Origin of the sequence: Candidatus Afararchaeum irisae, assembly GCA_034190545.1 — an archaeon.
Lineage (GTDB): Archaea > Halobacteriota > Halobacteria > Halobacteriales > Afararchaeaceae > Afararchaeum > Afararchaeum irisae.
Genome location: JAXIOF010000013.1, coordinates 1 through 13,268, shown reverse-complemented (window position 1 = coordinate 13,268; position 13,268 = coordinate 1). Strand labels below are relative to the sequence as shown.

The window sequence follows — 13,268 nt, the reverse complement described above, 5'->3', positions numbered from 1 at the left end:
CTGTCCAGACGGGCGCCCAGAGGTAATCGGTAAAAACTTTTAACAATCCCTATATCACGATGACCCCCAACTACGTAGTCGCGACGGTGGCGATAGACGACAGCACCGGAGAGGGACTTATAGACACGCGCGTCCTCAAGGACAAGTCGGTCAACTTCTACCTCTTCGCCGGCAACTCGTCCCAGATGGAGGCTTTCGACGAGGTCTCGACGGGCGACTACATAGACTCCGCCACGCTCGACATCTCCGAGCCTGAGGTACGTATCCAGGAGCTGTGGACCTACGTACCGGGTGAGACAGCCTATGTAAACGGCACTGCGTCTCCGAGTATAAGCTCAGTCTCGGTCTATGTCAGAGACTCGTCCGACTGGTACCTCCTGGCGGAGACGCTAGTCGAGGGTGAATCGTGGTCTGTCGAGCATTTTGTTCCGAGTGACCCCGACGACTCCGACGTTCTGACGAAACAAGCCTCCGAGATTCTCAGCTATACGGGATCCTACTCGATAGGTGTCATAGATACCTCCGACGCGCGGCGGTACTCCAACTACACTGTCCTCAACGACACCGAGTTCTTCACTGCCACGAGCGATTTCCACAGTATCGAGATAGTAGAGCCGAGCCTCTCGGTCGACACCTACTCCGTAGACGGCGAGGTATCCACTTCGGACGCCTCGTTACATATGACTGGGAGGGCACTCGGAAACGACGACGTAGTGGTCGCCCTCTTCGACAGGTTCGGGAGAGCTCACGCCGAGACAGTCTTCCTCAGCTCCAGAGACCGTATAGACGAGAGGGTCGGGATACCTGCCTCCTTCTCAGAGGGGCGCGTAGAAGTCGTCGTAATCGCTTCGGGAAGGGACGGCGAGATCGGGGACGGAAGCTTCTCGGGAGGTCTCGGTGTTCACTCGGGACGGTCATCGAACACGTCGAGCCTCACGTCTCTCATAAACGACGCCGAGACAGTCTTCCCGAACGCAAACAGACCACAGATCGTCGAACGCGTTCTCGCCGAGTCGGTCAACGAGACTGGCTCCGACGACCTCGTCTACTCGGGGAGCTTCTCCTACACCGACCCCTCGCTCGAAATCCGTGACGCAGCCCCCGTGAATGCTTCAGTACCGACCTCCGAGATAGAGGGCATTCCCGAGGTCGAGGTCGGCGAGGAAGTGGTCATTAGAGGAAGTACCAACCTCGACCCCGACGAGAACACAATAGAGCTCAAGGCTGTCGACGGTCCTTCTGCGGAGGAGTTCGACATAGAGGTCATAGATACGTGGCAGAAGGGACGCGGCTTCTGGCTTACTACGGTCGAGACAGAGGGACTCGAAGCCGGTAGCTACGAGATAGTCGCAAACGCTGGTGTCGTCACCGACTCGGTCGAACTCGATCTCGTCGACGAGAGGGAGACGCCTCTCAACGCGACCCGGCTGAGTATGTCCGAGAGAATCACGAGTCTCAGGGATCGCATAGAAACGGTGCGCCAACAAAACCAGAGACTCCAGAGACGTGTCGAGGATCTCAGTCAGACCAACTCCCGACTCGAAAGCCGTGTCGAGGCTGTGGAGTCGGAGAACGCGAGGCTCAAGAACACGTCGGAGACAGTACGTCAGCGCAATCAGGAGCTCAGGTCGGAGCTTGGAATCGACGACGGTGGTGAAGGCGGCGTGGGTCTCCCGGGATTCGGGGTACCGGCGGCTATCGTGGCTCTCCTCGTCGTCGTAGGCGTAACCGCTCTACACGGACGCAGTGACTGAGACAGAGACAATATATTATATACGCTGAGATCCATGTCGTATCATGGAGAGAGAGACAGAGACACCGAGTACCGACACCGCCGAGGCGGTCGACACCATAACCGACTTCATCACGAGTAAGGTAGAAGAGGCGGGAGCCGACGGCGTCGTAGTCGGACTCAGCGGGGGGATAGACTCGACTGCGTCGGCGGCTGTGGCTGTCGAGGCTCTCGGAGAGGAGGCTGTCGTCGGAATGGTGATGCCGGGTGAGCCGAGCGACGAACACAACATACGTGACGCACACAGAATCGCTGACAGCCTCGGTATAGAGAAGAAGGAGGTGAACATAGAGCCCGTCGTCGAGTCCTTCGTCGACTCGGTCGAGTACGAACCCAAGAAGGAGGCGGTCGGAAACGTCCGCGCGAGGTCACGTATGGTCTTCGAGTACCTCGAAGCCAACCAGAGGGATCTCCTCGTTCTTGGAACCGGAAACCGGACTGAGCTTCTGATAGGCTACTTCACGAAGTACGGCGACGGAGCCGTCGACATACTCCCACTCGGAGGTCTGTATAAGTCGGAGGTCAGGGACGTAGCAAGACATCTCGGTGTCGACGAGCACTTCGTCGAGAAGACTCCCACAGCGGGTCTCTGGGAGGGACAGACAGACGAGTCGGAGCTAGGCGCGACCTACGACACGATAGACGACGTCCTGAGATGTCTCGTCGATAGAGGTCTATCCGTCGGGGAGACAGCCGACGAGGTAGATGTAGAGGTCGAGACTGTCGAGAGGTTTGAGAAGATGTACGAGGCTTCGGCGCATAAGAGATCGCCGCCGCCGTACCCCGGCTTCGGAAGGAGAAGGAACTAGTCGTAGTCATAGACGTACTTCAGACCCAGCCAGACAGAGATGCCCGCGGTTATGAGGATAAGAAGTATCTCGACGATATTCGGGCGTACGAGACCTAGAACCGTTCCGCTTGGGTTAGCGCGCTTGCTAGTCTTCCAGTCCGACTTGAAGACCCTCTCAAAGTAGGAAGCCGTCTCGTTGTCGTCTACTACCACGCCGACCTCCCTGTTGTTGTTTATCGAGTTGAGGTTCCAGTTGATACTCGAAACCAGAACCTCCTCTCCGTCTACGACTACACCCTTGTTGTGTACGGCTGTCTCGGATACGCGTGCCTCTATGTCTACACCTTCTTCTTCACCGATCGAATTGAGTCTGTCGGCTATAGCTTGGTTCTCCTCACGTGCGAACCATCTACCGTCGAGGAGGACACGTACCTGTGTCCCCTCGCGCGCCTCTTCGACGACCTGGTTCAGATAGGGATTCGTCTCGGGGTCACGTATGTACGCCTGCTGAACATAGACCGTCTCGTCGGCTGAGTCGATCATCTCGACGACGGGTTCGACCGACGAGTCGGGCGAGAGTACGACTCCTACCTCGGCTTCTTCGAAGGTCTGGGTGCCGAAGCCGGTTCCCCGGGTCTCGTACTCCGATTCGGACTCCTCCTCAGAACCCCCTTCTATACGGCTCGGTGACGACTCCGACCAGTTTCTGACAGAGTACCAGCCTTCGTCGGTGTCGTTACGGAAGACGTCTTCGAGCCTCCCGGCGACCCCCTCGCTCTCAACTACGACCCCCCAGCCTCTCGGTCCTGCGGCTTCGGGCGAGACTGAGTGGCTCACCCAGTTCTCCGAGGTAACTACCGCGCTTTCGGAGTCGACGACGATGTACTTCGCGTGGACAAATCTGTATCTCCTTCTTTCGCCCTCGACTACGTCGACCTCTACTCCTTCCGACGCCATACTACCCAGAACCTCCGAGTCGTCGGCTTCGAAGCCGCCCGCTGGCGAACCCTCGACTAGTACCTCGACCTCGACACCCTTCTCCTCGGCTTCTGTGAGTAGGCGAGCGATGTACTCGCTGTCGAACTCGTATCCGCTGACGAGAAGCCTTTCGTCCGCCGACTCTATCGCACGCGAGACAGCCTCAGCCGACGAGTCAGGCGCGACGAAACCCGTGACTGAGTCTGCGTCGAAGTCGGAGTACTCGAAATCCGTGGCTCCGAGAGTACGTATCTCCCAATCCCTGTCTTCCTTGACCAGTATCTCGCCCTCGTTCGGGTCGAGGCTGTCGTCTTCGCCGTATACGACTTCGTCGACGGCTTCTCCTTCGGGGTTCACAAGACGTACCTCGTCGCCCGAGTTGGCGAGTTCGAGACCGAGTCCGCCTACCGTCTTAGGCTTCTCGCCACCGAGGTAGACACGTCCCGCGTAACTCCTCTCGGGGAGTCTCACGGTGTCCTCGCCGTCTGTGACCTTCCAGTCCGTCAGGTTCGTTCCGTCGGTGTCTACCCCCACGTACTCGCCCGCGTCGCCCTCGGCGTAGGGGTTCGGATAGACCTCGCCCAACCCGGGCGACGCCGATACTCCGACGGGCAGTCCGGCTAAGACCACAGTAGCTATGATTAAAAAGAGAGTCGGACGCGTATATGCCTCGGTACCTCTCACTGTCTTTCTCCACTCTACTGTCTTCCTTGTATTTCTGTTGGGTTACTCTTCCTCTTTCTCGACTACGTCGACGACTTCGAGAGGAACACCTGAGACAGCCTGACCCACCTCCTTCTTGGCTATCTTCCGGGCGTGATCCTTCGAGTCGGCGTTGTAGATGTCGATCTCGAAGACGAGACCCACGAGTGCAGTGCTCGCGAAGACACAAGCCGAGTCGAAGGGCTCTCCACACGCTGGGCAGTTGAGGTAGCCGAGTTCGACCTCGACGTAGTCCTTCCCCGCGTCGTTAAGCTGACTACCCGCCTCACTCACTGCGACCGAAAGGGCGTCGTCGACGTCGTCTACGTCCTCGACTATCCACGCCCCTTCGAGAACAACCATGTAGTCCATATCCCCCATAGCGAGAACGCGAGTTTAACCGTTTGGTTTTGACGTGTATTTACGTATCTATCCTCAGAAGCGGGACGAGTGCGACGAGAGCCACGACGACCTCTAGTCCTCCAGCCACCACGAAGGCTTCGAGGTAGCCGTAGGAGTCGGCAACAGTGCCTCCGACGAGTATTCCTGTCACGAAGCCGACGCTTCCCGCTATGTTGAACCCCGCCATAGCGACGCCTCTCCTGTCCTCGTCGGCGAGATCGGTCACAAGTGCCATAGTCGCGGGGGTCATAAGAGCACCTAAGACACCGACGACTACGAGTGTCGCCTGTGAAGACGTCACCGTGGGGGCGGCACCCACGCCTATCACAGCGACGCCGTAGAGAAGGGAGCCTCCGACTACGGGTATCACCCTTCCTATCCGGTCGGAGACGACCCCGAAGGGGTACTGGAGGACGGCGAATGGGAAGAAGAAGAGTCCGAGTGTCAGACCCGTTTCGAGGGGACTCAGACCGAAGACCGTGCGGAAGTAGAGCGTTCCCACGAGAGCGAAGAAGCCCGCGGTCATCCTGTCGAGGAAGCCGAAGACGTATGCGACACCCAGACCTGGTGTCTCACGCAGGCTGGTTATTATCTGACTCATGTCCTCGTCTCTCCCGTCCGACTCCACAGTCTCGTCGACTAGTAACGTGGCTAAGCCCGCGACCGACAGGAGAGCCGCCGCGGCGTAGAGCGGAACCAGAGTACCCACCTCGTATAGCTGTCCTCCGAGAGGTGCTCCGAGACCCGTCCCGAGACCCACCGCGACCCCGACTGCGCCCATGTTACGTCCGTGTCCTCCCTCTATGTCCATCAGAGTAGTCATCGCGAGCGAGAATGCTCCTATAGTGAAAGCACCTTGGAGGACACGCAGCCCGAGTATCCCTGCGAACGAGAGATCGACGGAGCCGGGAACCACGGCTATCAGGAGGTACGCTACGGCTCCACCCAGTGATCCCGCGGCTATGAAAGGAACACGTCTTCCCGCGGCGTCGCTCGCGGCTCCCCACGGCGCGGCGAAGACGACGAAAGCACCGAACTCCGCGACGAGAAACCACATGCTAGCGTTGAGACGAGTCTCTGCCCCGAGCGACTCGACGAGCCTGTCTATACCCGGGTAGAGTAGAACCTGAGCCAGAAGGACTACGAAGACGACTGACGTGAAGACAGTACGGTCGTTTATCCTCTGTCTCGGTATCACTTTGGTAGTTGTCTCGTAGTCTTTTCTCTGTCTCTGCCTCTTTGTATTTACTCGAAGACCGACTCGACGAGGTCACGTACCCTCTTGCCCTCGTCCCAGTCGACGAATATGACTATAGAGGTCGCGCTCGAAAGAAGCTCTATTATGTTTATGTCGTTCTTCCTGAGGGGACGTATCGCGTCGTAGATGACTCCCGGGGTCTCTATGAACTCGCCTCCCGTGATGACTACCATCGCTATCTCCTCGCGGAGTGTCACGCTCGAAAGACTGTCGTCGTCTGTGACCTCGTCGTGGAGTATCTCCTCGGCTTCCTCCGCGAGCTCCTCATCGACGAAGAAAGACATCGACTCGCTTCCCGTCGAGACACCGAATATGTTAATGTCTTCCTCTCCGAGCGCGGTCGAGAGACGCGCCAAGAGGTTGGGTGTCTCCAGAATAGTGCTTCCTGCCACCGTTACGGCGGCTACCGGACTGTCACGTAGATCTACGTCGTGCATGCTGTTGGAGCTTCCTACTATCTCAGTTCCCGTGGCGTTGAGGTCGCCGTGTTTGTGGTGTACTATACGTACCTTCATACCCTCCTTCTTGTACCTCAGAGCACTCGGTGCGACCACCTGTGCGCCCCTCAGCGAGAGATCCTGCATCTCGTTGACAGTGATCTCGTCTATAGTCCTCGCACCCTCGACGCTGCTAGGGTCTCCTGTCATCACACCGTCTACGTCTGTGACTATGACGACCTCGTCGGCGTCGAGGTAACGTCCGAGTATCATCGCCGTGGTGTCGCTACCTCCTCTTCCGAGTGTCGTGAGGCTTCCGTCGGGGGTCTCTCCTAAGAAGCCACAGACGACTACGACCTCGTCTTCGAGTGTCTCACCGAGGTCTGCGACCTTCGCCGAGGTCGAGTCCTCGTTTAGCTCACCGTCCTCGTCGGTTATGACGGGCCATTTCGAGTTCCCGGGCTCGACGAAAGACGCGTCTATACCCAGGTTTTCAAGAGCTGCCTTGAAGAGGCGCACAGAGGTGCGTTCCCCCATGCTCACGACCTCGTTGGCGTCTTCCCCTTCCGAGTCTCCTATTCCGATGGCTTCCATCTCGTCTATGAGATGGTCGGTCGTGTCTCCCATCGCCGAGACGACGACTACTATCTCGTTACCTTTCCTCCTCTCCTTAGCGACCGACTCGGCGGCTCTCTTTATACGTTCGCCCGATCCTACGCTCGTTCCTCCGAACTTTACTACTGTACGCATATTTTTCTACTCAGTTATATACTTATGTAGTCGTGGTCTGCGCCCTCGTCTGCTATATCCGCGTCGTGATCCATGTAGATACAGTCGACAGGACACTCTATCAGACATTCCGCACATCCTACACAGCCGTCGAGATTTACAAAAGCTACCATTCCGTTTCCGTTCTCGGCACCGTCTCCCTCTACCATGTCGATAGTGTCGACGGGACACACCTTCTCGCACTTGGTGCATCCTATACAGTCCTCTTCACGTACGACGGCTGGCATTACCCAGAATCCGTCTCAGAACGACAAAAACTCTTCGTCTTGCCAACGCGGAACACGACTTGACGCGTGAGGCTTTTGACTCCCTGTTCCGTATCTCTAATGTACATGGACTGGGACTGGGAGACTCCGCGTGAGCGTCTGAGACGGTTCGAGTCGGTTCTCGATGACATAAGTGCTGAGTCCGATGACACTGTCATAGTCGTAGAGGGACGTAAGGACGAGGAGGCTCTCCGTGACCTCGGCGTCGACGGCGAGTACGTCCGTGTCAGCGCAAACGGAAGGAGTCTCTCTGAGACCGCCGTACGTATATCGACGTCTTACTCGTCGGCGGTTCTGCTTACCGACTGGGACGAACACGGCAACATGTTACACTCGAAGCTCAAGCGACTCCTGGAGTCATACGGTGTCGACCCGAAGACGAAGTACAGGGGTCGTCTCCGGAGCCTGAGCGCAAAGGAGGTCTATGACGTCGAGTCGCTGTCGACACACAGAACGAATCTCAGGAGAGACGCAAGCTATGAGTATTAGAATAAGGGACGCCACTGAGGAAGACGCCGAACGTATAGCCGAGATAGCCTCGGAGGAGATACTAGACGAGAAGCCCTCAGCCGACTCCGTCAGAGACATGGTACACGACAGGACTCTCAGAGTGGCTGAGACCCAAGACGGCATACGAGGATACGTGAGCTACGACGTCGAACTCGGCTCTGACTACGAATACGAATACGAATACGTCGTCATACACCAGATCGGTGTCGACGACTCCGATAACGAGTCGGTCTCACTCCTCCTCGACGAGCCTCTGGCTGCAGCCGAGGAGGCAGATCTCGGCGTACGTATCGCAGTCGACGAGTCGGACGAAAGTCTGCGTGAGGCTCTCGAAGAAAGAGGCTTTACTGTCGCCGAGACGAGACGTTTCAGAGGCGAGAAGACAGTCGTCTATCAGACTACTCCCACGTCTACCTCATAAGACGTGGTCCGAACATCATCAGAAGAAGGCTGCCGAACATGAGTATAGCCGTCGCGCCCGTGAGTGCGTTCGCAACACTCTCCCTTCTGTCCTCGCCGAGGAACGGACTCACGACCTTCTCGGCTCCCTCACGGAGTATATGTCCTCCGTCGAGCGGAACCGCGGGGACGCAGTTGAAGAGTCCGAGGTTGAAGTTGACCCAAGCCGTCCAGAAGAGGAGGTTGGGTATCAGCCAGTAGAGACCTCCGAGTGACGCCGCGACGCCCGTGAGTTCGTAGAAGCCGGCTATCTCACCGGTGAAGCCGGGGAAAGCCGACCCGAGTATGCCGAAAGGCAGGAAGACAGTCACGAGCCAGTCCCTCGGGTTTAACGACGCTAGAGACGAGTGGACGTCAGCGATACCGAACGCCGAGACCCCTAAGAAACCTATCGAGGAGTCACGCGGGTTCTCGCTTAGGGTCGGAGTCAGAGTCACCGTCTCGCCATCCCTGTATACCTCTATCTCGACGGTCTCGCCCGGCGATGTCTCTCTCATCACTGACATGAACTTCTCGACAGTCTCGACCTGTGTCCCGTCGACTGTTTTTATTATGTCACCCGGCTCCATCCCCGACTCCGAGGCGGGCGAGTCCTCGACCACCGACTTGACACCCACGCCGTCTATGGGCTGGACTGGGGTCATACTCAGAGCGAGGAGGACGAAGACGATGACTGTCAGAACGAAGTTGTTCATCACACCCGCTGCGAACATACGTGTCTTCGACCCCGAGCTAGCCTTCTCGACCTCGTCCTCGTCTGGCTCGACGAAAGCACCGACTGGGAGGACTGCGAAGGTCAGGAGTCCCATGCTCGATACTTCTATGTCGCCGACCCTGCACATGATACCGTGTCCGCCCTCGTGGACTATGATTCCTATCGCGAGTCCGGCGACTATCTCGGGAGCCATGGAGAGAGGAAGGAAGTCGTTGACTCCCGGAATCACGAGGACGTTCTCGGGCTGGTTGAACTGGCTCGGCTCGGGCGGTGAGACGAGGTTTCTGTACCCCGTCATCGCGAGTAGGACGAACGAGATAACCATTACGCCGACTGCGACCGCTATCCCGAGGTTTCCGTAGGCTCTCCAGAACCTCTTGGGACGCGCGAGACGGTCGAGTAAGTCCTTCCACCTCTCCGTCCTGAGGAGAAACAGAGGTCCCATTGTGTCTATGTTGTACCTGTCGAGGAAGCCGCCCGACGAGAGCATGATAACAGCTGTCCAGTAGAGACCGAATCCGAACAGAAGCCAGGCTGCGAATGATACCATTACGGAGTATTCTGCCCGGATTTACAAAACGGTTTTGTGTCTCAGTGGTGACACCCCAAACATGATCGAGGTACACACCACGGCTCCCGACGCCGACTCCGCCGAGGAGATCGCCTTCGAGCTAGTCGATGCGGGATATGCGGCGTGTGTCAACTACCACGAGATACGGTCAGTATATAGATGGGAGGGCGAGACAGTCGAGGAGTCGGAGTACGCTGTCGACGTAAAGACGTCACGCGACTTCGAGGAGGTGCGCCGAGCCGTCGAGGATATCCATCCCTACGACGTGCCTGCTGTGATAAGACGGAAATCCGAAGCCAACGACGACTACGAAGACTGGGTCGACCGTAACTCGTAGTTACATCTCGTCGCCGAGAAGCTCAAGTTCGGCGACGGTCTTGTGTGGCGGATCCTCACGTCTCGCGCTCTTCTCCATAGTCTCGACCTGTTTCGGCGTCAGGAAATGTGACGCGCCTATCCTCCCCATCTCGGTGATCCTGCCGTTCCTCATCAGACCGTACTCTCTGAGCTTCGAGACAGCCCGGTCGGTGTCGATCTCGTACATAAGGTCGTCGTTGAGACTCGCGTAATCGTCGCCACCCGCGGCGAGGTTGGCGAGTGTCTCCTCCATCACTGCGCTTGAGTCGTACTCGACCGCGACACCCCCCATCTCGCCCTTGAGTAGGTCGACAGCGACCTCTTCCTCTGTTCTCTCCATGCTTCTGTGGTAGACGCCGTCGATCTCTGCGAGTAGGTAGACGACCCCGCGGTCGTGGTAGTCGGGTCTCCCCGCCCTTCCGAGCATCTGTTCGAACTCCTGTACTGTGAGCCAGTCTATACCCATCGCGAGACTCTCGAATATCACCTGTGACGCCGGGAAGTCGACGCCCGCTCCTAGTGCTGCCGTCGTCACGACGGTCGAAATCTCGCCCTCTCCGAAGTACCTCTCGACCTGTTTCCTCTCGTTCGACGACAGTCCGGCGTGGTACGCCGCCGCCGTGGTGTCTATCTTCCCCGCTATCTTGTGGCAACGACGCCGTGAGTTGGTGAAGACTATCGTCTGACCCCTGTATCCCTTTGACGACTTCTTGTTGTACTCGCGTTTGACGAGCCTGTTTATTATGTCGGGCTTCTCTCTCCTCGAAGCGAATGTGAGATGTCGCTCTATCGGAACCGGACGGTCCTCATACTCGACGAGTCTCGCGTCGAGCTTCTCCGAGAGCTCCGCGGGATTTCCGACTGTCGCCGACAGGAATATCCACTGGGTATCTGTAACTGTGTCTGTGTCCGTACCTGACCCCTTTACTTCGCCCGTGTAATGTCTCAGACGTGTTATGAGACCGTCGAGCCTGTGACCTCTCTCGTCGTCCATCAGGTTGTGAACCTCGTCTATGACTACCGTACCTATCTCTCCGAGGTCACGCCCCGTCCTCAGAGCGTGGTCGATACCCTCGTAGGTTCCTACAACGACGTCGGCACTCGGGTCGAAGCTCTCCTCTCCTCCGTATATACGGTTCGATCCGACGCGCTGTGTTACGTCGAGTATACCCGAGTAGTCCTCGTTGAAACGTGAGTACTTCTGGTTGGCGAGGGCGACGAGGGGGACGAGGAACAACGTCTTCCCCTTGCCTTCGAGTGCTCTCTGTATACCCGCGAGCTCTCCTATGAGTGTCTTACCCGTCGCGGTCGCGCTCACGACTAACTGATCCTCGCCGTCTAAGAGACCGTTCTCGACGCTCTTCGACTGGACGGGTAGGAGTGTGTCGAACGGCAACAGAGACCCGAACTCGTCTCTCAGGGGCAGGTCATCGAGACGTATCTCCTCACGTGTCTCGACGTTCTCGGAGATCTCGTCGAACTTCGTGAGTTCGGGGTCGAGGCTCGAATTGAGGAGACCCACAACTTTTTCGAGGTCACGAACCTCCATCAGTATCTCGTACATTCTGTCTATCGCTGCCGACGTCGAGTCAGACGACGATGACGACGAGAGGTCTCCCTTGTAAGACACCTCTCTCCTTAGCTCCTGCTTCGCGCAGTCGGGACAGATGAACTCGTCTCCGTGTTTTATACGGTCGTATCCGAGTGGCGTGTACTCGTTGTCGATGAGACAGTAACGACAGACCTCCTCCTCACGGCTCTCAAGCTGGTATGCTGACAGAAGCTCCCTCACGTCGTCCTTCATCCCGTCGTCGCCGCTCTGTGTCAGAACTATCTCGTCAGCCATCCTCACGAGATCGATGAAGTCGTTGGGCTTCTGAAGCTCCTCGTCGCCGTCTCTCCTTACCCGGAACTTCTTCGGACGTGGACCTTTCGATGTCTCTCCGACTTCGAGAGTTCCCACGAAGAGACGGTTTCCGTCTCTTGAGGGAATCACCCTGTACTCGTCCTTGTTCTTCCTGGGAGATATGAGAACTGTAAGCATCTGATTAAACGAGATACGTCGGTCTCGCTCTTGAGGATTCCGAACCCGACCCGAACGGGACGACTGACGCGGTTCGACTCACCCGACTACGCTACGACGACTCGTTCTGAGACAGACTTATGTCTTCGTACCTGATTGGAATGTCACTCCTCAGGTTCCTGTAGAGTATACCTGTCCTCACGGGATCGTAGCCGTTTTGTCTCAGCCTTGAGTCGGGCATACGTTCGAGACGTCTTACAGTGACTTCGAGATCACTCTTGAGTGACTTTTCCCTCGCCGACATCTCTACCATCCGGCTGTGGAACTCAAATATGTCTATGTTCCCCATCGCAAACCTCGTCTGGAGACTTCTCTCGTTCTGTCTCTGCTGTCTCAGAAGCTCTAAGACGCGGTTGGCGTGGTCTCCGAGAAGCGCGACTTCCGAGGCATTCTCCGTCTCAGATGATCCGATACGTGTCACTAGGAGGCTTCCCTCGACAGTTCCCCGTGTCGTAGCCACCGAGTCACGCAGAGCTAATGAGATACGCTGTCCAAGCGGCGTCGATTCTCCGAGTCCTCTGTCTGTGACGACTGTCGTGAAGAAAGCCGAGTTGGTGTTTTCGTGTCTGACGTTGATCCTCAGCTGTACGACGCCTGCCTCAGACCTGAAGGAAGCCACCGATTCGCTGTCTATACTGATCTTACCGTCCTTACCCGTAGTGTAGACACCGTCGAAGACGGCGTCGTCGCCTATGCTCGACACCTCGACATGCGCCCCTTCGACAGGTGTTGAGTTCTGTGTCACGGATATGACCACGTCTGTCGAGTTCTGGTTCACGTCTACAGTTAACGAGCCCGTCTCGGACTGTCCAGCCGCCCCTCCCGAGACAGCCACGACTGTGAGTATGCCGAGAGCCACGAAGGCGAAACCGCGAATACGTCTCATTTCTATCTTTCTCTTGACACAGATAAGACGAGACGGGTTAAATCCCTTCTCATAGTTCAGACGTTTTCATCTCTTTCATAACTCCACATTACTCGGTGAGAGACTTCAGATCGGTTTATAACTCGATCTCAGACGTTTTTAGCTCTTTCTCACGTCACACGCCGAAAGCAAAAGGGTTAATACCGTTTTGGGCATACGAAGTAATGCGCGCTCCGTTGGTGTAGTCCGGCCAATCATATTGCCCTCTCGAGGCAATGACCAGGGTTCAAATCC

Annotated in this window: 13 protein-coding genes; 5 read left to right on the top strand and 8 right to left on the bottom strand. The window is 57.0% G+C overall.

All coding sequences use genetic code 11. The features are described from left to right. The first annotated feature begins 59 nt into the window (after positions 1–59). Positions 60–1,754 carry a hypothetical protein gene (locus tag SV253_01405; protein ID MDY6774741.1) on the top strand — a complete coding sequence of 565 codons (1,695 nt, stop codon included), beginning with the start codon at positions 60–62 and terminating at the stop codon, positions 1,752–1,754. Positions 1,755–1,797: 43 nt separating this feature from the next. Continuing rightward, the gene (locus tag SV253_01400; protein ID MDY6774740.1) at positions 1,798–2,601 is read left to right on the top strand and encodes an NAD+ synthase; all 804 of its coding nucleotides are present in this window, start codon (positions 1,798–1,800) and stop codon (positions 2,599–2,601) included. Here SV253_01400 and SV253_01395 read toward each other — a convergent pair. Genes SV253_01395 through SV253_01375 form a run of 5 tightly spaced genes read right to left on the bottom strand, consistent with a single transcriptional unit; the run spans position 2,598 to position 7,375 of the window. Beyond that, a complete protein-coding gene (locus SV253_01395; protein MDY6774739.1) occupies positions 2,598–4,244 on the bottom strand; it encodes a phospholipase D-like domain-containing protein in 1,647 nt (548 codons plus the stop codon). The two genes, SV253_01400 and SV253_01395, sit on opposite strands and share 4 nt — an antisense overlap. Positions 4,245–4,286: 42 nt before the next feature. Further along, a complete protein-coding gene (locus SV253_01390; protein ID MDY6774738.1) occupies positions 4,287–4,634 on the bottom strand; it encodes a DUF555 domain-containing protein in 348 nt (115 codons plus the stop codon). 49 nt (positions 4,635–4,683) lie between these two features. Further along, positions 4,684–5,862 carry an MFS transporter gene (locus SV253_01385; GenBank protein ID MDY6774737.1) on the bottom strand — a complete coding sequence of 393 codons (1,179 nt, stop codon included), beginning with the start codon at positions 5,860–5,862 and terminating at the stop codon, positions 4,684–4,686. 47 nt (positions 5,863–5,909) lie between these two features. After that, on the bottom strand, positions 5,910–7,109 hold the full coding sequence (locus SV253_01380; protein MDY6774736.1) for an aspartate kinase: 1,200 nt from the start codon (positions 7,107–7,109) through the stop codon (positions 5,910–5,912). Between the two features lie 14 nt (positions 7,110–7,123). Continuing rightward, the gene (locus SV253_01375; protein ID MDY6774735.1) at positions 7,124–7,375 is read right to left on the bottom strand and encodes a 4Fe-4S dicluster-binding protein; all 252 of its coding nucleotides are present in this window, start codon (positions 7,373–7,375) and stop codon (positions 7,124–7,126) included. Between the two features lie 105 nt (positions 7,376–7,480). Between SV253_01375 and SV253_01370 the strand changes: the two genes are divergently transcribed. Together SV253_01370 and SV253_01365 are read left to right on the top strand one after the other, a co-directional pair. After that, positions 7,481–7,903 carry a toprim domain-containing protein gene (locus SV253_01370; protein MDY6774734.1) on the top strand — a complete coding sequence of 141 codons (423 nt, stop codon included), beginning with the start codon at positions 7,481–7,483 and terminating at the stop codon, positions 7,901–7,903. Then, positions 7,893–8,345, top strand: coding sequence for a hypothetical protein (locus SV253_01365; GenBank protein ID MDY6774733.1), 453 nt, complete (start codon positions 7,893–7,895; stop codon positions 8,343–8,345). Before SV253_01370 ends, SV253_01365 begins: the two co-directional genes overlap by 11 nt. On the opposite strand, the gene SV253_01360 is transcribed toward SV253_01365, so the two are convergent. Further along, positions 8,335–9,648: a site-2 protease family protein gene (locus tag SV253_01360; GenBank protein ID MDY6774732.1), complete on the bottom strand. Its 1,314-nt coding sequence runs from the start codon at positions 9,646–9,648 to the stop codon at positions 8,335–8,337. The genes SV253_01365 and SV253_01360 overlap by 11 nt on opposite strands. Before the next feature lie 61 nt (positions 9,649–9,709). On the opposite strand from SV253_01360, the gene cutA reads away from it, so the two are divergent. Continuing rightward, the gene (gene cutA / locus SV253_01355; protein MDY6774731.1) at positions 9,710–10,006 is read left to right on the top strand and encodes a divalent-cation tolerance protein CutA; all 297 of its coding nucleotides are present in this window, start codon (positions 9,710–9,712) and stop codon (positions 10,004–10,006) included. Here cutA and SV253_01350 read toward each other — a convergent pair whose 3' ends face one another. Together SV253_01350 and SV253_01345 are read right to left on the bottom strand one after the other, a co-directional pair. Continuing rightward, positions 10,007–12,070, bottom strand: coding sequence for a DEAD/DEAH box helicase (locus SV253_01350; GenBank protein ID MDY6774730.1), 2,064 nt, complete (start codon positions 12,068–12,070; stop codon positions 10,007–10,009). A gap of 91 nt (positions 12,071–12,161) precedes the next feature. Beyond that, positions 12,162–12,995, bottom strand: coding sequence for a hypothetical protein (locus tag SV253_01345; protein ID MDY6774729.1), 834 nt, complete (start codon positions 12,993–12,995; stop codon positions 12,162–12,164). Positions 12,996–13,268: the final 273 nt, after the last annotated feature.

Excerpts from the sequence above, each read along its gene's own strand:
- SV253_01405 (MDY6774741.1), top strand. The coding sequence starts at position 60 with ATGACCCCCAACTACGTAGTCGCGACGGTGGCGATAGACGACAGCACC.
- SV253_01400 (MDY6774740.1), top strand. The coding sequence starts at position 1,798 with ATGGAGAGAGAGACAGAGACACCGAGTACCGACACCGCCGAGGCGGTC.
- SV253_01390 (MDY6774738.1), bottom strand. The coding sequence starts at position 4,634 with ATGGACTACATGGTTGTTCTCGAAGGGGCGTGGATAGTCGAGGACGTA.
- SV253_01380 (MDY6774736.1), bottom strand. The coding sequence starts at position 7,109 with ATGCGTACAGTAGTAAAGTTCGGAGGAACGAGCGTAGGATCGGGCGAA.
- SV253_01375 (MDY6774735.1), bottom strand. The coding sequence starts at position 7,375 with ATGCCAGCCGTCGTACGTGAAGAGGACTGTATAGGATGCACCAAGTGC.
- SV253_01370 (MDY6774734.1), top strand. The coding sequence starts at position 7,481 with ATGGACTGGGACTGGGAGACTCCGCGTGAGCGTCTGAGACGGTTCGAG.
- SV253_01365 (MDY6774733.1), top strand. The coding sequence starts at position 7,893 with ATGAGTATTAGAATAAGGGACGCCACTGAGGAAGACGCCGAACGTATA.
- SV253_01360 (MDY6774732.1), bottom strand. The coding sequence starts at position 9,648 with ATGGTATCATTCGCAGCCTGGCTTCTGTTCGGATTCGGTCTCTACTGG.
- cutA (MDY6774731.1), top strand. The coding sequence starts at position 9,710 with ATGATCGAGGTACACACCACGGCTCCCGACGCCGACTCCGCCGAGGAG.
- SV253_01350 (MDY6774730.1), bottom strand. The coding sequence starts at position 12,070 with ATGCTTACAGTTCTCATATCTCCCAGGAAGAACAAGGACGAGTACAGG.
- SV253_01345 (MDY6774729.1), bottom strand. The coding sequence starts at position 12,995 with ATGAGACGTATTCGCGGTTTCGCCTTCGTGGCTCTCGGCATACTCACA.